Source organism: Acidimicrobiia bacterium (genome assembly GCA_036271555.1).
Lineage (GTDB): Bacteria > Actinomycetota > Acidimicrobiia > IMCC26256 > PALSA-610 > DATBAK01.
The window spans coordinates 58683-75921 of record DATBAK010000066.1 but is presented as its reverse complement, the minus strand read 5'-3'; the positions used below and the strand labels follow the sequence as shown (position 1 = coordinate 75921).

The following is a 17239-nucleotide window of genomic DNA, read 5'->3' as shown; positions in this document are numbered from 1 at the left end:
GTGGTGGTGAGTCGGCCTGTACGCCGGATTCTGTCCGGGCGCTCGCGCGCCCGGGGCGGCCATCCCTCTCGACCGGCGGTTACCCGACGGTTCCAGCGGCCTACCCGGGAGTGATCGGACGGGCCACCCTCTCCCTGTCTGGCCTTGCTCCGGATGGGGTTTACCGAGCCGCCCGGGTCGCCCCGGGCGCTGGTGCGCTCTTACCGCACCGTTTCACCCTTGCCTGTGCCTCACGGCCATCGGCGGTCTGTTCTCTGTGGCACTTTCCTGCGGGTCGCCCCGACTGGGAGTTACCCAGCACCCTGCCCTGTGGAGTCCGGACGTTCCTCGGACCGGTCACCGCGAACGGGCCGGTACGCGGCCGCCCGGCCGACTCACCACCGCCGACAGTGTCGCACGCGGCCGCGGGCGGCAGCGGAACCTCAGGCCGTGCCGGGGGTCGCGACGCCGACCTCGTACGCGATCATCACGAGCTGTGCGCGATCGCGCGCGTCGAGCTTGGTCAGCAGCCGGCTCACGTGCGTCTTGGCCGTCGCGTGCGACATGAACAGCTCCGCGGCGATCTCCGCGTTCGACAGCCCGCGCGCGATCGTGCCGAGCACCTCGAGCTCCCGCTCGGTCAACGACTCGAGCACGCGCGTCGGCTTCGCGCCGGTCGTCACCGGCTGCGCGACGAACTGCTCGATGAGCCGACGAGTGATCGTCGGCGCGAGGAGCGCCTCGCCCTCCGCGAGCACGCGCACCGCGGCGAGCAGCTCCTCGGGACGCGTGTCCTTCAAGAGGAATCCGCTCGCCCCCGCGCGCAGCGCCTGGAACACGTACTCGTCGAGATCGAACGTCGTGAGGATGAGCACGCGCGTCTCGGGAGAATCGGCCGTGATCAACCCCGTCGCCTCGAGCCCGTCCATCTCCGGCATGCGGATGTCCATCAGCACGACGTCGGGACGCGCCGACCGCACGAGCTCCACTGCTTCGCGTCCGTTCGCCGCTTCTCCGACGACCTCGATGTCGGGCGCGGAGCGCAGCAACACCGCGAAACCGCTCCGCACGAGCGCCTGGTCGTCGGCGACCGCGACGCGGATCACTCCGGCGCCCCGTACGGGATCGCCGCGCAGACGCGGTACCCGCCACCGGCGCACGGACCGGTGTCGAGCGTGCCGCCGTACACGGCGACGCGCTCGCGCATCCCGATGAGACCGTGGCCGCCCGCGGTGGCGCGCGCGTTCACGCCGCGACCGTCGTCGACGATCTCGAGGTGCAGCACGCCGGGATCCGAGCGCACGGTCACCTTCGCGGTCGCGGGACCGGCGTGCTTCAGCACGTTGGTGAGCCCCTCCTGCACGATCCGGTACGCGGTGAGGTCGACACCGGCGGGCAGGTCGACCTCACCGCCGTTGCGCGACACCTCGACGTTCAGCCCCGCGGCCGAAAGGTCCTTCACGAGCCGTGAGAGGTCGGCGAGCCCGGGCGCGGGCGCGTGCTCGGCGCCGTCGTTGTCGCGCAGGACACCGAGCAGGCGGCGGATCTCCGTCAACGTCGAACGGCTCGTCGTGGCGATCGCCGCGAGCGCGCGCTTCGCCTCCGAAGGATCGGTGTCGATCACGTGCTCGCCCACACCGGCTTGCACGGCGATGACACCCATGGAGTGCGCGACGACGTCGTGCAGCTCCTGCGCGATGCGCAGGCGTTCGTCGGCGACGGCGCGTTTTGCTTCTTCGTCGCGCTCGTGCTCGAGCGATGTCGCGCGCAACTCGAGCTGCTCGGTGTAGAGCCGACGGTTCCGAACCGTCGTACCGAACAGGTACGCGGCGACGTACACCGCGCCGCTCAGCGCGAGGTTCGACGTCGTCGAGTCGGGGATGCCGACGAGTGCGACGACGAAGACTCCGACACCGATCGCGAGCAGTCCGACCACGCGCTTGCGGCCGATGCAGTGTGACCCGACGGTGTACGCGCCGACCAGCACCATCTGCGACTGCACGTCGGGGTGGTACTTCAGCGTCGACAGGAGCGCGAGCGCGACGATGTTCGTGATCAATACCGCGAGCGGCGCCTTGCGACGGACGTAGTACGGGAGCGAGCACGCGAGTGCGAGCAGCACACTGAGCGCGTTGTTCGACCGGTAGAGGTGGCGCGGGTCGCCGGTTTTCAGGAGCGCGAACAGCCCGACCGCGGTGAACGCGGTGCCGATGAACGCGTCGAGCAGGGTCGGGTCGATCGCGCGCGCCCACTGCGTGAAGCGCGCGAGACGCGTCGACGGCATTTCCATCCGTTCACGCTAACCCTGGAGCTTCCGATCGCCATCGGGCGCACGGACGATGCGCGCGTACATCTCGAGATGTATCGCGCCGCTCCCACGGCACCGCGCCCGTAGCCGTGCGACCGAGACGTGAAGCGACCCGTGGGCGATGGAACCGGCCGCCGGATTCCGCATCGTGGAGTCACACATTCACGGGGGCCTGCCTGCCGGGCTCGCACACCAAGGAGCTCACGACGATGGGGATCACGCTCACCCGCCAGCACCAGCACGACACCCCGCCACGCGACGACACGGTCGCCGCTCGGGCGATCGACACCAGCAAGGTGTACGGACGCGGCGAAGCCGAGGTCCGTGCGCTCGACGGCGTCTCGGTCGCCTTCGGTCGGGGTCACTTCACCGCGATCATGGGCCCGTCGGGCTCGGGCAAGTCGACGCTCATGCACTGCCTCGCCGGCCTCGATACGTTGACGAGCGGCTCGGTGTGGATCGGCGACACCGAGCTCGGCTCGCTCAACGACAAGCGCCTGACCCAGCTCCGGCGCGACCGCGTCGGCTTCATCTTCCAGGCGTTCAACCTGCTCCCGATGCTCAACGCGGGAGAGAACATCACGCTGCCGATGAAGCTCGCGGGGCGCAAGCCCGACCGCGAGTGGTTCGACACCGTGGTCGCGACCGTCGGTCTCGGCAACCGTCTGAAGCACCGGCCCTCGGAGCTCTCCGGTGGTCAGCAGCAGCGCGTTGCCGTGGCCCGGGCGCTCGCGAGCCGGCCGGAGATCATCTTCGCCGACGAGCCCACGGGCAATCTCGACTCACGCGCGGGCGCCGAGGTCCTCGCGTTCATGCGTCAGGCCGTCCGCGAGTTCGGCCAGACGATCGTCATGGTCACGCACGACCCGGTCGCAGCTTCGTACGCCGACCGCGCCGTGTTCCTCGCCGACGGCCGCATCGTCGACGACCTCGTCGACCCGACCGCCGTTTCTGTCCTCGACCGCATGCGAAACCTGGGGGAATAGGTCCGATGCTCTCGCTCACCGTCAACTCCATCAAGGCCAACAAGGTTCGCTTCGTCATGACGGCGATCGCCGTCGTGCTCGGAGTGGCGTTCATGGCGGGAACCCTCGTCCTGACCGACACCATCAAGCAGTCGTACGACAACGTCGCCGTCAACGTCTACAAGTCGACCGACGCGGTCGTGCGCTCCGACCGACACCTGAAGAATGCCAACGGCGACGAAGTGCGCGGCACGATCGACGCCTCGCTGCTCGCAACGGTGCGGGCCGCGAAGGGCGTGCAGGCCGCCGAGCCGCAGCAGCTGGGTATCGCGGTCGTCGTCGCGCACGACGGCAAGCTGCTCGACGCCAACCCGAATCGCTCGATTCCGGTCGCGATCGCTTGGCAACAGCAGCCGAAGCTCAACCCGATGGAGCTCGTCTCCGGGCACGCGCCGCGCGCCCCCGACGAGATCGTCATCGACCGCGCGTCGTGGAAGCGGGGCCACTACCGGCTCGGCGAGACGGTGCGCGTGTTGAGTCAGGCCGGGTCACAGCAATACCGCCTGGCCGGCGTCGCCACCTACGGCGGAGCCGACAGCGCGGCCGGCGCGCAGGTGGTGGCGTTCGCTCCGCAGACCGCGGCGCGGGTGCTCGGAACGGCCGGTCGTTACGACGCCATTCAGGTCGTCGCCGCGCCCGGCGTGTCGCAGCACACCGTCGTCGCCAACATCGAGGCCGCACTGCACGCTTCGACGAACGCACGCGACACCGAGGTCATCACCGGAGCCGCCGCGACGAAGGCCGCTCGTGACGCGTCGGACGCGTCGCTCGGTTTCATCAACGTGTTCCTGATGTCGTTCGCCGTCGTTGCGCTGTTCGTCGGATCCTTCGTGATCTACAACACGTTCACGATCACGGTGGCGCAGCGCACGAAGGAGACCGCGCTGCTGCGGGCGATCGGTGCCCGCCGCAAGCAGGTGACCCGTTCGGTCCGGCTCGAAGCGCTGTTCACGGGTGTGTTCGCATCCGCCGTCGGTGTGGTTGCCGGCATCGCGATGGCGAACGGCCTGCGCCTGGTGCTCAAGGCCTTCGGCCTCGAGCTGCCTCACGCCGGTCTCGTGGTCCAGCCCCGTACGGTCGTCATCTCGATGATCGTCGGCGTCGTCGTGACCGTGGTCGCGGCGTTCCTGCCGGCACGCAAGGCCGCGAAGGTGGCTCCGATCGAGGCGCTGCGCGACGTTGCCGTCGACGGGTCGGCGCGTTCGGTACGGCGGCTGGTGATCGGCGTGATCGCGACGCTCGCCGGTGCGTCCTTGATGATCAGCGGTCTCTCCGGTCACAACGGCGGCACCGTGGGCCTCGGCTCGCTGTGCATGTTCGTGGGCGTGATCGTGCTGGGCCCGGTGCTCGCGCGTCCGTTCACCCGGTTGGTGGGCCTGCCCCTTCCCCGCACGCGGGGCATGGCGGGAACGCTCGCACGGGAGAACGCGAGCCGGAACCCGCGACGTACGTCGGCGACGGCGTCGGCGCTGTTGATCGGTGTTGCGCTGGTTGCGTTCATCACGGTCTTCGCGGCGTCGGGCCGGGCTTCCACCGGTTCCGACATCGACAAGGCCATGCGGAGCGACTGGATCGTCGAGACGCAGTTCGCCATGGGTGGCTTGAGCCCGGCCGCGACGCAGCGCATCGACGCGCTGCCCGAGACCGGCACCGTCACCGCGCTGCGCTTCGTCGAGCCGACGGTCGGCGGCAAGACCAAGGACGTGACCGCGTTCAATCCGGCGCACGTCGAGCAGACGATCGACCTCGGCAGCGTGACCGGTCATCTCTCCGACCTGCACGCCGGGACGGTTGCGATGCAGGCCGCCGAGGCGGAGACCGCAGGTGTGAAGCTCGGCGACACGATCACCATGACGTTCCCGGAGACGGGACCGCAGCGGCTGCGAGTGGTCGCCGAGTACACGACCAAGCAACCGCTCGGGGCCTACGTCATCTCGATGGCGACGTTCGATGCCAACGTCAGCGCGCACGTCGACGACGACGTGCTCGTGACGAACGCACCGGGAGTGAGCTCCTCGGCGGCCCACGCGGCCATCGAGCACGCCCTGAAGGACTTCCCGAACGCGACGCTGATGACGCGTGACCAGTTCAAGGGTTCGGTTGCCGCACAGATCAACCAGATCCTCGACCTCATCTACGTGTTGCTCGGCATGGCGTTGGTGATCGCATTGTTCGGCATCGCGAACACGCTGGCGCTCTCGGTCTTCGAGCGCACCCGTGAGTTCGGCTTGCTGCGGGCGGTCGGCATGAGCCGGGCGCAGGTGCGGTCGTCGATCCGGTGGGAATCGGTGCTGATCGCACTGCTCGGCACCACGCTGGGCACCGCACTCGGCGTCGGGATCGGGAGCGCGTTGATCAAGGCGTCGAAGGGCGACGTCCACCAGCTGTCGGTCCCCGTCAAGGAGATCGCGGTGATCGTCGTGCTCGCCGCGATCGCCGCGGTGATCGCCGCGGCGGTGCCGGCTCGCCGGGCGGCGCGGCTCGACGTGCTCGAGGCGATCCGATCGGAGTAGCTCCGAGCGAGGTGTCACCTTCGGAGGACCGGGACCCTCGAGGTCTCGGTCCTCCGGCGCGTCGCGGCTTCGGTGTCAGTCGCGCGGCACCGCGGTCGGGCCGCGGCGCGCGGCGACCAGACCACCGATCGCGCCCAACGCGACCGCGAGCAGCGCATTCGTCACCGCGTCGGCGACGCCGAAGCCCAGATGTTCACCGCGCGCGAGCCGAACGACGACCGACACGACCAACCAGACGAGGAACGCGCCGAGCCCCGCGAGGATCCCGTGCGCGAGCGGCGTCTCCGGCCGTGTGCGCGCGGCGCCGTAGCCCGCGGTCGCGTAGCCGTAGAGGATCGCGATGAACGCGATGAACAACCATCCGCTGTTGCCGTGATGGTGCTCGCGAGTGAGCAGTGCGCCGAGCAGTGAGACCGGGAGCACGATCACGGATCCGCCGACGATGCCGCGTCGCAGCGCGGTCAGGTCGATCACGAGTCGCGCGTCGGGCGGCGCGGGCTCGTTCACGACACTTCGCCCGCGACGAGCTCCGCGTACGGTGTCCGCAGGCCGTCCCGCATGAGCGCGGGAACCGCGCGTCGTTCGGCGACGAGTTGGGTTGCGGCGAGCACCAGGTACGTGATGCCCGTGAGCACGCGTGCGGGACCGCGTGCGGCCTCCGGCAACGCGCCCGTGGCCACGAACTGCACGATGAACAACGACAGCAGGATCTTCGCCTCCCGCACGCTGATGCTGCGCGACGCGAGGATCGCCACCGCGAACGCCGACTGCGCGGCAGTGACGAACAGCTCCTCGCGCTGGAGCGTGTCGAGCGGCAAGCCGTGCATGCTCGACGAAGCGATCGCGAACACGATCGGGAGCGTGCCCACGAGGAGCGTCCACTGGTTCACCTTCGACGACACGAGCGCGCCGAGCCCCGCGTTCGTGTTGAGCCGCCACGCGAACATCCCCGCGATGAGCAGCTCGGGCGCTTCGGATGCGAGCGGTGCGAGCCACTTCACCAAGAGGAAGGTGCTGATGCCGAACTCCTCACCGGTCGCGACGAGCGACTCCGCGAAGTGCTCGGCGCACAGCAGGATGATGCCCGCCGCGACGACGAAGAGCACCGCGACCGCGAGTCGCCGGCGGCGAACGGGAAGGCCGCCGATCATCGCCGCGCAGCCGACGAGCTCGTGCTCCTCCGCCGGCGCCTTCGCGATGCGGATGAGATAGACGACGAAGATCGTCACGAGCACGGCCGCGTCGAACAACGTGATCGTGCGCCGCAGCGGCAGGGTCAAGCCGTACGCGGTCGCGGCGGCGAGGAACGCGATCTCGACGGCGTGGGTCCGCGCGAGCTCCACGTCGGTGTTCGTCGACGCGGGCGCGGTCGCGTCCTCGGCGGCTCCGGCTCCGACGCCGGTGGTCCGGATGCGATACGCGGCGAGCAGCACGACGAGCGACCAGCCGACGCCGATGAGGAGTTGGTTGGCCCCGGTCATGTTGGCGAGCGCGAGGGGCGCGAACTCCTTCGGGTTCGTGCCGGCCTTCGACGTGAACACGAAGTCGACCGCGTACTCCGGGAGCACCGCGATCAGCGCGAGCAGCGCCAGCGCGAGCCCGGCCGAGATGTCGAGCTGCACCACCTCGGCCGCCCAGCCCAGGAGGAACGCGGCGCCGACGATCGCGAGGCCGAAGCCGAGCGCGGCCAACCAGTGCACCGGGTGTGCCCCGGTGAGGCGGAGGAGGATGCCGGGGAGGGTGAGGAGCAGCGCTCCCACCAGGGCGAACCCGGGGCGGCGGGGGCGCCGAGCGGTTCCCGTGGGCTCGGTCACCGTCCCGATCCTAGGGGTCCGGCGATGGATTTCCCGGGCGAGGAAGAAGGGTAGGCACTCGCGTGTTAGGCGGTCCCGACGAGCCCAGGCATGGCCCCCCGCCCTGGTCTCGTCCCTCGTCGGCGATCTGGACTCAGGTCACCAGGGCGAGACGCCGATCAGGGGGGAGTCGGCTCGGCGTGCAGGGAGGCCCGGCTTGGGTGCAATGAGTTGGCGTGAATGGGCCCGCTGTAAGGGCGTCGATCCTGAGATCTTCTATCCGCCCGAAGAGGACGAGGGCCTGCGCGCGAAGGAGATCTGCGCGGAGTGTCCGGTCCGTGAGGTCTGCCTCGAGCATGCGCTCACGCGGCGCGAGAAGATCGGTGTCTGGGGAGGCATGACCGAGCGCGAACGGCGCCGCATGCTCCGTCAGCGCCGCAAGGCTTCGTAAGGAACGCGTCGCGTCGGAGACCGAGCACGAGCACACCCGCCCGGTAGGCTCGGCCGGTGGATTTCGACCTTCCGGCAGAGTTGGTCGATCTTCAGGCAACCGTGCGCAAGATCGCGCAGGAGCGCGTCGCGCCTCGGGCCCGTGAGATCGACCGCTCCGAGGAGTACCCGCAGGATCTCTTCGAGCTCTTCCGCGACACGGGGCTGCTCGGGCTCGTCATCCCCGAGGAATACGGCGGCTCCGGCGCCGGCATCCTCGGCCTGACCATCGCGATCGAAGAGGTCGCCAAGTACTCGAACGCCGCCGCGCTCATGCTGCTGCTCACGCGCCTGCCGACGGGGCCCGTCCTCATCGCCGGCACGGAGGAGCAGAAGCACGAGTACGTCGGCGCGGTCGCGACCGGCGCGCGGCGCGCCGGGTTCGGGCTCTCCGAGCCGCAGGCCGGGAGCGACGTCGCCGGCATGCGGACGAAGGCGGTCGCCGACGGCGACGACTGGATCCTCACGGGCACGAAGTGCTGGATGTCGGGCGTCGTCCAGGCCGACTGGTACTGCGTGTTCGCGAAGACCGGCCCCGCCGACTCGCGCGCGCACGACTCGATCTCGTGCTTCATCGTGGAGCGTTCGTGGCCGGGCGTGTCGGTCGGGCGCACCGACCACAAGATGGGCGTGCGCGGCGTCGACACCGGCGAGCTGGTGCTCGACGGCGTACGGGTGCCCGCGAAGAACGTCGTCGGCGAGGTCGGCGGCTTCCGCCTCGCGATGCTCGGTCTCAACTCGATGCGCCCCGTCGTCGCGGCGCGTGGCATCGGGCTCGCCGAGGGCGCGCTCATGTACGCGGTCGAGTACGCGAAGCAGCGCGCCGCGTTCGGCAAGACGATCGCCGACATGCAGGGCATCCAGTGGAAGATCGCGGAGCTCGCGACCGAGATCGAGGCGGCGCGTCTGCTCACGTACCGCTCGGCGTGGATGGCCGATCGCGGTCTCTACACGAAGGAGTACGTGCCGTTCCTCTCGATGGCCAAGTACCACGCCACCGAGACCGCGGTGCGGGTGGCCGGCGAGGCGCTGCAGATGCTCGGCGCGGCCGGATACATGGAGGACCACCCGACGGAGCTCTGGTACCGCGATGCCAAGCAGCTCACGATCGTCGAGGGCACGTCGCAAATTCAGCTCGGTCTCATCGCCAAGGGAGTACTCGATCACGACCTGTGGTGGGATTGAGGTCCGGTGAACGAGATTCTCAACCCGGTGCTGGCGAAGCTGGTTCGCCGCGTCGACATCGAGGACGACGAGCTCGGGGCGGCGTTCGCCGAGATCCTCTCGGGCCGCGCCTCCGATATTGAGGCTGCCGGGTTCGCGGTCGCGCTGCGGACGAAGGGCGAGACCACCTCGGAGCTCGCGACGCTGGTCCGCACGATGCTCGGGTTCGCGACGACGGTGAGCGTCGCCGACGGCGCGATCGACACGTGCGGCACCGGCGGTGACCGCGCCGGCACGGTGAACATCTCCACGATGGCCGCGCTGATCGCGACCGCCGCGGGCGCGCGGGTGGTGAAGCACGGCAACCGCGCCGCGTCGTCGCGCTGCGGTTCCGCCGACGTGCTCGAAGCGCTCGGTATCCCGATCGAGCTCGGTCCCGCGGGCGTCGAGCAGTGCGTCGCCGAGGTCGGTATCGGGTTCTGCCTCGCGCAGCGCTATCACCCCGCGCTGCGGTTCATGGGCCCGGCGCGCGCCGCGCTCGGTGTCCCGACGACGTTCAACTTTCTCGGTCCGCTCGCGAACCCCGCGCGCGTGCGGCGGCAGGCGGTGGGTGTCGCCGATTCTGCGATGGCCGAGCGCGTCGTTTCGGTGCTGCAGGCGAACGGCGCGGAGCACGCGTGGGTGTTCTACGGCGACGATGGTCTCGATGAGCTCACGACCACCACGACGTCGACCGTCTTCGAGCTGCGCGGTGTCGACATCCGCCGCTTCACGCTCGACCCTGCGGACTTCGGGTTCGCGCGCTCGGACGCGAGTGATCTGCTCGGAGGCGACGCGGCGGCCAACGCCGACGCCGTGCGCGCGGTGGTCGAGGGCAAGCCCGGCCCGATCCGCGACATCGCGCTCGTGAACGCGGCCGCCGGGCTCGTCGTCGCGGGCGTCGCCGACGACTTCGACTCCGGCGTGCAGGCGGCGCGCGCCGCGCTCGACACCGGCGGAGCCGCGAGAGTGCTCGACGACTGGCTGCGCGTCGGCGCCGCGGCGCGAGAGGCCGAGGCCGACTGACGTGGCCGCCGCGCTGCAGTGCCCGGATTGCGGGCATCAGGAGATGCTCGACCAGCTCGGCGGCGTGACGACCTTCCGCTGTGGTGGCTGCGGCCGCGCGCTGAAGGTGCCCGCGCAGTTCCGCGGCAACGGCGCGTCGCCCGCGGCCCCGCCGGCCGACGTACCGAGCGAGCCGACGCGCGCGATGCCGAAGGTCGCGCCCCGACCCGCGCCGACGCCGGCGCCACCGGTCATGCCGGTCACGCCCGTGACGCCCGTGACGCCGGTGACGCCGGTGCCCGGCGGGCTCGCGAACCCGGGTGTGCCGACCGCGCAGACGCCGCGCGCCGACCGCGGGATCGATGTGGCGCCGCCGGACGACGGTGCGCCGCCGGCGGCACGGCCCGAACCCGAGTCGCTCAAGCCGCCGCTGATCCTCCGCCTCGTGTTGTGGGCGGTCGCGTTGCCGCTCGGGTCGCTGATCACCTTCGGGATCGCGAGCACGCTCCACATGCTCACGAAGTCGCAGCTGGAGGACACGTTCCTGCGCGCCGACTGGGGGCGCTTCGTGCCGATCGCGCGGCTGTTGCCGTTCTGCGCGCTCGCGACCGCGATCCTCGTGCAGCTCGGTGTTTTCGGACTCGAGCAGCTGCGCGCCCGCAACCTCCGCGCGCGCCGCAGCGGGGGATCGGGGCGTGGGCCGGGGGGCGCGCGTCCGCGTCCGACGCGGCCGCTGTCGCCGCGCGGTACGGGTCAGCGCGCGAGCAACGGTGGCGGCAACGTGCGCGACCGCGCCATCTCGTAGGTCGGGATCACCGGCAGCGTCGACGCGTAGGTGCCCGCGGCCTGCTCGAGCTCGAGCGTCGCCGCGGTCTTGCCGAGGTGGCGCGCGGTGACGAGCAGCTCGTCGATCTCCTCACGCGCGGGTGGCAGATCCACCGGTGTCGGCGCGAGCAGCTCGCGGTTCGCGCCGGGCCCGTCGTCGAGCGTGAGCCGTCCGCCGTGCAATTCGAGTCGGCCCTCCGCGCCGTGCACGACGAGCGAGCGCGCGGCGCGCAGCTGGTCGACCAACCGTTGCCGCGCGATCGCGCGGCTCAGGGTCGCGAGGCGATCGCGCGTCATCGCGGCTTCCTCGAAACGCTCGGCCTCGGCGAGGCGGTTCATGCGCTGCTCGAGCGGGTCGAGGAGCACACGCGGTTCGGAGTCGAGACCGCGGCGCACGATCTCGACGAGGCCGGTGTAACCCGCGTCGTCGATCTGGCCACGGCACGGGCAGGTGGCGACGCCGAGCTGCGCGGGGACGCACGGCGAGCCGCACTCCGGTTCGAAGCGGCGCGGCAACCGGCGGGAACAGCGGCGCAGCGGCACCGCCGACTCGATCGCTTCCCGCACGAGGTGGGCGACCGCGGTCGACGGCAGCGGGCCGAGGTACGTGCCGCCGTCGGCCTTCGCGCTGCGGGTCACGGTGAGGCGCGGGAAGCGCTCGTTCGTGAGCTTCAGGTAGGCGTACTTGCGCCACACCTTCGCCTGGCGGTTGAAGCGCGGCTGGAGCGCCTGGATCAAGCGGATCTCGCGCACCGCGGCTTCGAACGGACCGCGGCAGACGAGATGGTCGATCGACACGGTCTCGCGCAGCAGCTGCGGCACTTTGCGGCGGTCGTCACTCGAGAAGTACGAGCGCACACGCGCCCGCAGGTTCGTGGCCTTGCCGACGTACAGGACACGGCCGTCGCGATCGCGGAACATGTAGACGCCCGGAGCGCGCGGGAGCCGGGTCGTGAGCGCGAGCTTCGCGGCCGAGGGGTGCGCGCGCATCGTGGGGAGCGCGAGCAGGTCGTCGAGGCCGAGCACGCCGAACGCGGCCGCGCGTTCGAGCAGCGCGTGGAGCACCTCGGCCGTCGCCTGCGCGTCGGCGAAGGCGCGGTGGTTCGGCTCGGTCGGCACGCGCAGGTGGCGCGCGAGCGTCGAGAGCCGCAGGTTCGGCACGTCGTCGCGCACGAGGCGGCGCGCGATGCCGAGCGTGTCGACGTGCCGGTTCGTGAGGCGCGGCCGATCGTGCGCGACGAGCGCGGCGTCGAGGAACGCGAGGTCGAACCGGATGTTGTGGCCGACGATCACCGCCTCGCCGACGAACTCGAGCAACGGCGGCAGCACTTCCGCGATGCGCGGCGCGGGCAGCACCATCGCCTCGGTGATGCCGGTGAGCACCGTGATGAGCGGCGGGATCGGGACGCCCGGGTTCACGAGCGTCTCGAAGCGGCCCAGACACTCGCCGCCGCGCAGCTTCACCGCGCCGACCTCGGTGATCTCGCAGTCGGCGGGTGAGCCGCCGGTCGTCTCGAGGTCGAGGACGACGAACGTGACCTCCGAGAGCGGCGTGCCGAGGTCGTCGAGCGACGCCTGGCGCAGCGCCGGCAACACGGCCGGCTCGGAGGCGAAGCCGGGGAAGGGGCTCGCGACGGTGACCATGCGTCGCCACGGTATACGAACAGACGTTCGGAGCGCACGTATGTTCGATCGAGGGTCGGTGTCCCGGGAGTACGATCCCGCGCCGATGACGATGCGCTACCGCTGTTCGGCCTGCGGCAACCTCACCCGCTTCGACGTCGTGGTGCAGCGGCGGACGCGCGAGTTCCACCACTTCAGCGTGGCCGGCGACCTCACGATCGAGGACGAGGAGAAGCTCGCCGAGACGATCGAGCGGGTGACGTGCCGGTGGTGCTCCGCGAGCGGCGACGCGATCGAGCAGATCGCCGCGGTCAGCGACTCCGAGGTTCCGTCGGCGTAGGCCTCAGCCGAGGAGCTGGACGACGACGCGGCGCGAGCGCGGCCGGTCGTCGAAGTCGACGCACACGATCTTCTGCCAGGTGCCGAGCATGAGCTCGCCGTTGGCGAACGGGATCGTGACCGACGGGCCGATGAGCGCGGCGCGTGCATGCGAGTGACCGTTCGAGTCGGCGTTCAACTCGTTGTGCCGCCAGTCGGCGTCCTGCGGCGCGATCTGCTCGAGGATGCGGTTCAGATCGGCGTTGCAGCCGGGCTCGCACTCGATCATCGTGATGCCGCACGTGGAGTGCGCCACGAACACCGTGCACAGGCCGTCGCGGAAGCCGGCGTTGGCGAGCGCCTTCTGCGCGTCCGCGGTGAGGTCGAGGATCTCCCCGTCGCCCTGCGTGTCGAGCGACAGCTCCTCGTAGCGTGCCTGCATGGTGCGATACCCCTCCCGTTCTCGCGCCGGTGCGGCCGTTCGGACCGATGGCGGCGTCAGTCTACGGTCAGTCCTGCCCGCCCCTCGGGGGCGCCCGGGCCCGGTTGCAACATCTTCACAACACGCGGACGTTCATGGTCGACCTCGCCGCACTGCCTGATCGCTTGCTCGCCCCGTTGCTCGACGCGGCCGGTGCGGCGGTGCAGGCGCGAACGCCCGACGAAGTGCCCACAGCCGCCCGATCATTGGTCGGATTCGACCGTCGAGGCCTCGCGCGGGGACCCGCGCGGCGCCAGCTCCGCGAGGCTCTCGACGCGGACGCCGACTTCCGGCGCGCGCTGTTCGAGACCTTCGCCGCGCGTGAGGACGTGCGCGCGCTCGTCGACGGGTGGACGCTCGCGGGAGCGCTCGCGATCGCGAGCAGTGCGGCGCAGCGACACGAGCTCGCGCTGCTCACGAGCGCGCTGGTCGCGGCCGAGCCCGAAGGTGTCGACGTCGGGATCGGGATCTCGCTCGCGCTCGACGCGCAGGCTTCCGAGTCGCGCGCCGACGACACGCGCACGGCGGAGCGGGCGCGAGAACGCGAGCGGGAGGCGCAGCGGCGGCTCACGGCGGCGCGCGACGAGCTCGCGCGGGAGCGCGACGAACTCGTCGAGCAGCTGCGCGCGGCGCGGCGCGAACGGCGTGAGTCGCGCCAAGACGCCGCGCTCGTGGAGGAGCGCGACGGTCTGCGTGCGCGTGTCGACGCGATCGAGGGCGAGTTGCACGATGTGCGCGCGCAGCTCGAACGTGCCGAGGGCGCGCGTGCTCGCGCGAACGTCCGCGCGAAACGGGCGGAGTCGCAGCACGGCGAGTCGCTCGATCGCGTGCGCGCGCTCGAGCGCGCGAACGGCGAGCTGCGGCGAGAGGTCGAGCAGCCGCGGCCGCCGCCTCCGACGCCCGAGCGTGTCGTCGAGGTGCCGGCCCGTGGTCAGGCCGCGCGCCGCCGCCGGGGTGGGCGCGTGCAGCCCGCGCTGCCCGGCGGTCTCTTCGCCGACAGCATCGAGGGTGCCGACGCGATGTTGCGCGATGCCGCGGTCGTCCTCGTCGTCGACGGCTACAACGTGACGAAGGCCGCGGCAGCGGGCGGTTCCCTCGCGACCGAGCGCGAATGGCTCGTTCGCGCGCTCGAGGCGCTCCACCTCCGCTGCGGGCCCGAGATCGTCGTCGTGTTCGACGGTGACGACACGCCGGTCTTCGGGCAGCGGAAACGGCGCGGAGTCCGGGTCGCGTTCTCGCCGGCCGCCGACGAGGCCGACTCGGTCGTGGTGGAGGCCGTTGCCGCGACCCCGCCGACGGTGCCGGTGGTCGTCGCGTCGTCCGACGGCTGGGTCCGCGAGCACGCCGAGACCTTCGGGGCCGTGGTGATCGCGGCGCCGACGCTGCTCGGCGTGCTCCGCCGAGCCGGCTGACCCCACCGATCGCCGCTTCGAGTTTGGGCCCCGCCGTTGCGGGGAACGGTGCGGCCACCGCTGCCAGCCACGGGGGGACCGCGATGGCGACCGAGGCACCGACCGGCGCGCACGCCTTCTCTCGCCGGAGGTTTCTCACCTACGTCGTCGCCGCGCCGGTGCTGACGATGGCGGTGAAGGCCGTCGACGACCTCGGATGGGCGTCGTCGGCAGCCGCGTCTCCGACACCCTCGGACCTCGTCGACCTCAGCGACGCGCTCAACCTCGCCGCGGCGCCGACCGCGTATCTGCTGATCATCGAGATCACCGCGGCGAACCGGGTGGTCGTGCACGTGCCCCGCGCCGAGGTCGGCCAGGGCATCTCGACCGCGATGGGCATGGTCGCCGCCGAGGAGCTCGACGCCGGGCTCGAGACCCTCGACGTCGTGCTCGACGACGCCCGTCCTGAGCTGCTCTGGAACCAACTCACCGGTGGGTCGAACTCCGTGCACTCGCTCTACGCGCCGATGCGCACGGTCGCGGCGGCGGCGCGCGCCCGGCTCGTGACCGCCGCGGCGCAGCGATTCAAGGTCGACGCGTCGACCCTGACGACGCGCGACACGAAGGTCTTCACGCGCGACGGCCGCAGCGCGACCTACGGATCGCTCTCCGCGGCCGCTGCGAAGGTGACGGTTCCCGCGGTGTCGCCCGCGCCGAAGGATCCGAGCCAGTTCTCCGTGATCGGCACGCCGACCACGCGACTCGACGCTCGCGACATCGTCACCGGTGCGGCGAAGTACGCGCTCGACCTGCCCGTGGCGGCGGCACCGACGGTCGTCGCACGGCCACCGACGATCGGCGGCTCGGTCGGGTCGTACGACGCGACCGCGGCGCGCGTGATGCCCGGTGTGCTCGGCATCGCGCAGATCCCGAGCGGCATCGCGGTCGCGGCTCAGACCTTCGATCAGGCGCAAGCGGCGCGCGACGCGATCCGCATCACGTGGAACCTCGGTCCGAACGCGGCGTTGTCGGACGCGCAGATCACCGCCAAGCTGCGCGCGGCCGCACCGCCGTTCGTCGCGCCACCGCTCGGCAGCCTCTCGGTCACGCGCGAGTTCGACTTCGCGTTCGCACCCCACGCGCCGCTCGAGGTGCACACGTGTGTCGCCGACGTACGCGCGACCTCGGCCGAGCTCTGGTACGGCGCCAAGAGCCCGATCGTCGCGAGTCAGGCGGTCGCGGCCGCGATCGGACTTCCGGCCGACAAGGTGACGCTGCACGTCGTGCGCGCGGGCGGGTCCTTCGGGCACCGGCTCTTCTTCGAGCCTGCGATCGAGGCCGCGCAGATCTCCAAGGCGTTGCGCCGGCCGGTCCGTCTCATGTGGACGCGCAACGACGACATGCGCCACGGGCGCATGCGACCGGCGAGTCATCACAAGGTGCGCGCGACCACGCTGCTCGGCAGGGTGCTCACCTACGAGCACCGGCATGCGACGCTGCCCGTCGACTTCTCGCACGGTCTCGGCGAGGCGTTGACCGCGGCGGGCATGAACATCTTGAGCCCCGGCGTCACGCAGACGGTGTTCGCGCTCACGCAGAACATGCCGTACGACTTCGGCGCGGTGACGCAGACGCTCACCGATGTGCCGCTCGCGTTCCCGACGGGGTCGTGGCGCTCGATCTACTCGGGTCAGGCCGCGATGGCGAACGAGGTGATGGTCGACGAGATCGCGCGCTCGCTGCATGTCGATCCCCTCGCGTTTCGCCGCAAGACGTTGATGGACGCGCGCTCGCTCGCGGTGATGAACCAAGTTGCTCGCATCGGGCAATGGGGTCGGTCGATGGCGCCCGGAACCGCACAGGGGATCGCGATCCACAAGGAGTACAAATCGGTCGTCGCGTATCTCGTCGAGATCGACTGCCGCGATGTCGGCGCACCACGCGTCATGAAGGGCGTGTGCGCGGTCGACGTCGGTCGCGCGGTGAACCCGCGCGGCCTCGAAGCGCAGGTGCAGGGCGTGCTGACCGACGGCCTGTCGATGACGTTGTACGCGGGGCTCCACGTCGACAACGGCGCGGTGCGCGAAGGCAGCTACTCCGACTACCACTTCGCGCGCATGAACCAGAGCCCACTCGAGATCGACGTGACGGTCATGCCGCCGACCGGCGACCCCGGCGGCGCGGGGGAGCTCGGGTTCCCCGCGGCCGCGGCAGCGGTCGCGAACGCGTACGCGCGCGCGACCGGTTCGACGCCGTTCAGCTTCCCGATCGTGAGGAGCGCCTGAC

15 protein-coding genes and 1 other RNA gene are annotated in these 17239 nt (G+C 71.0%); 9 read left to right on the top strand and 7 right to left on the bottom strand.

Annotated features, from left to right (window positions below; genetic code table 11):
• Nucleotides 1-3 precede the first annotated feature (3 nt).
• From rnpB to VH914_16320, 3 genes are all read right to left on the bottom strand, one after another.
• An RNA gene (gene rnpB / locus VH914_16330) (RNase P RNA component class A) lies at nt 4-377 on the bottom strand.
• A 45-nt stretch (nt 378-422) separates the two neighbouring features.
• The gene (locus VH914_16325; protein HEX4492775.1) at nt 423-1085 is read right to left on the bottom strand and encodes a response regulator transcription factor; all 663 of its coding nucleotides are present in this window, start codon (nt 1083-1085) and stop codon (nt 423-425) included.
• Nucleotides 1082-2269, bottom strand: a complete 1188-nt coding sequence (locus tag VH914_16320) for a sensor histidine kinase (GenBank protein HEX4492774.1) — start codon at nt 2267-2269, stop codon at nt 1082-1084. The genes VH914_16325 and VH914_16320 overlap by 4 nt, the downstream gene beginning before the upstream one ends.
• A 227-nt stretch (nt 2270-2496) precedes the next feature.
• Between VH914_16320 and VH914_16315 the strand changes: the two genes are divergently transcribed.
• Both VH914_16315 and VH914_16310 read left to right on the top strand, forming a co-directional pair.
• Nucleotides 2497-3273, top strand: coding sequence for an ABC transporter ATP-binding protein (locus VH914_16315; protein ID HEX4492773.1), 777 nt, complete (start codon nt 2497-2499; stop codon nt 3271-3273).
• A gap of 5 nt (nt 3274-3278) precedes the next feature.
• Nucleotides 3279-5825 carry an FtsX-like permease family protein gene (locus tag VH914_16310; GenBank protein HEX4492772.1) on the top strand — a complete coding sequence of 849 codons (2547 nt, stop codon included), beginning with the start codon at nt 3279-3281 and terminating at the stop codon, nt 5823-5825.
• Nucleotides 5826-5900: 75 nt separating this feature from the next.
• Here the strand turns inward: VH914_16310 and VH914_16305 are convergent, their stop codons facing one another.
• Nucleotides 5901-6332, bottom strand: a complete 432-nt coding sequence (locus VH914_16305; protein HEX4492771.1) for a hypothetical protein — start codon at nt 6330-6332, stop codon at nt 5901-5903.
• A complete protein-coding gene (locus VH914_16300; GenBank protein HEX4492770.1) occupies nt 6329-7585 on the bottom strand; it encodes a sodium:proton exchanger in 1257 nt (418 codons plus the stop codon). Before VH914_16300 ends, VH914_16305 begins: the two co-directional genes overlap by 4 nt.
• A gap of 259 nt (nt 7586-7844) precedes the next feature.
• Between VH914_16300 and VH914_16295 the strand changes: the two genes are divergently transcribed.
• The 4 genes from VH914_16295 to VH914_16280 are packed head-to-tail and all read left to right on the top strand — an operon-like array spanning nt 7845 to nt 11120.
• A complete protein-coding gene (locus VH914_16295) occupies nt 7845-8069 on the top strand; it encodes a WhiB family transcriptional regulator (protein HEX4492769.1) in 225 nt (74 codons plus the stop codon).
• Between the two features lie 56 nt (nt 8070-8125).
• Nucleotides 8126-9292, top strand: a complete 1167-nt coding sequence (locus VH914_16290) for an acyl-CoA dehydrogenase family protein (GenBank protein ID HEX4492768.1) — start codon at nt 8126-8128, stop codon at nt 9290-9292.
• A gap of 6 nt (nt 9293-9298) precedes the next feature.
• Nucleotides 9299-10336: an anthranilate phosphoribosyltransferase gene (trpD, locus tag VH914_16285; GenBank protein ID HEX4492767.1), complete on the top strand. Its 1038-nt coding sequence runs from the start codon at nt 9299-9301 to the stop codon at nt 10334-10336.
• A 1-nt stretch (nt 10337) separates the two neighbouring features.
• On the top strand, nt 10338-11120 hold the full coding sequence (locus VH914_16280) for a hypothetical protein (protein ID HEX4492766.1): 783 nt from the start codon (nt 10338-10340) through the stop codon (nt 11118-11120).
• Here the strand turns inward: VH914_16280 and VH914_16275 are convergent.
• A complete protein-coding gene (locus tag VH914_16275; protein HEX4492765.1) occupies nt 11069-12784 on the bottom strand; it encodes a DEDD exonuclease domain-containing protein in 1716 nt (571 codons plus the stop codon). The genes VH914_16280 and VH914_16275 overlap by 52 nt on opposite strands.
• Nucleotides 12785-12869: 85 nt before the next feature.
• Between VH914_16275 and VH914_16270 the strand changes: the two genes are divergently transcribed.
• On the top strand, nt 12870-13103 hold the full coding sequence (locus VH914_16270) for a hypothetical protein (GenBank protein ID HEX4492764.1): 234 nt from the start codon (nt 12870-12872) through the stop codon (nt 13101-13103).
• A gap of 3 nt (nt 13104-13106) precedes the next feature.
• Here VH914_16270 and VH914_16265 read toward each other — a convergent pair whose 3' ends face one another.
• On the bottom strand, nt 13107-13523 hold the full coding sequence (locus tag VH914_16265) for a secondary thiamine-phosphate synthase enzyme YjbQ (GenBank protein ID HEX4492763.1): 417 nt from the start codon (nt 13521-13523) through the stop codon (nt 13107-13109).
• Between the two features lie 134 nt (nt 13524-13657).
• Between VH914_16265 and VH914_16260 the strand changes: the two genes are divergently transcribed.
• Both VH914_16260 and VH914_16255 read left to right on the top strand, forming a co-directional pair.
• Nucleotides 13658-14974 carry an NYN domain-containing protein gene (locus tag VH914_16260; GenBank protein ID HEX4492762.1) on the top strand — a complete coding sequence of 439 codons (1317 nt, stop codon included), beginning with the start codon at nt 13658-13660 and terminating at the stop codon, nt 14972-14974.
• Between the two features lie 83 nt (nt 14975-15057).
• Nucleotides 15058-17238 carry a molybdopterin cofactor-binding domain-containing protein gene (locus VH914_16255; GenBank protein ID HEX4492761.1) on the top strand — a complete coding sequence of 727 codons (2181 nt, stop codon included), beginning with the start codon at nt 15058-15060 and terminating at the stop codon, nt 17236-17238.
• Nucleotide 17239 lies beyond the last annotated feature (1 nt).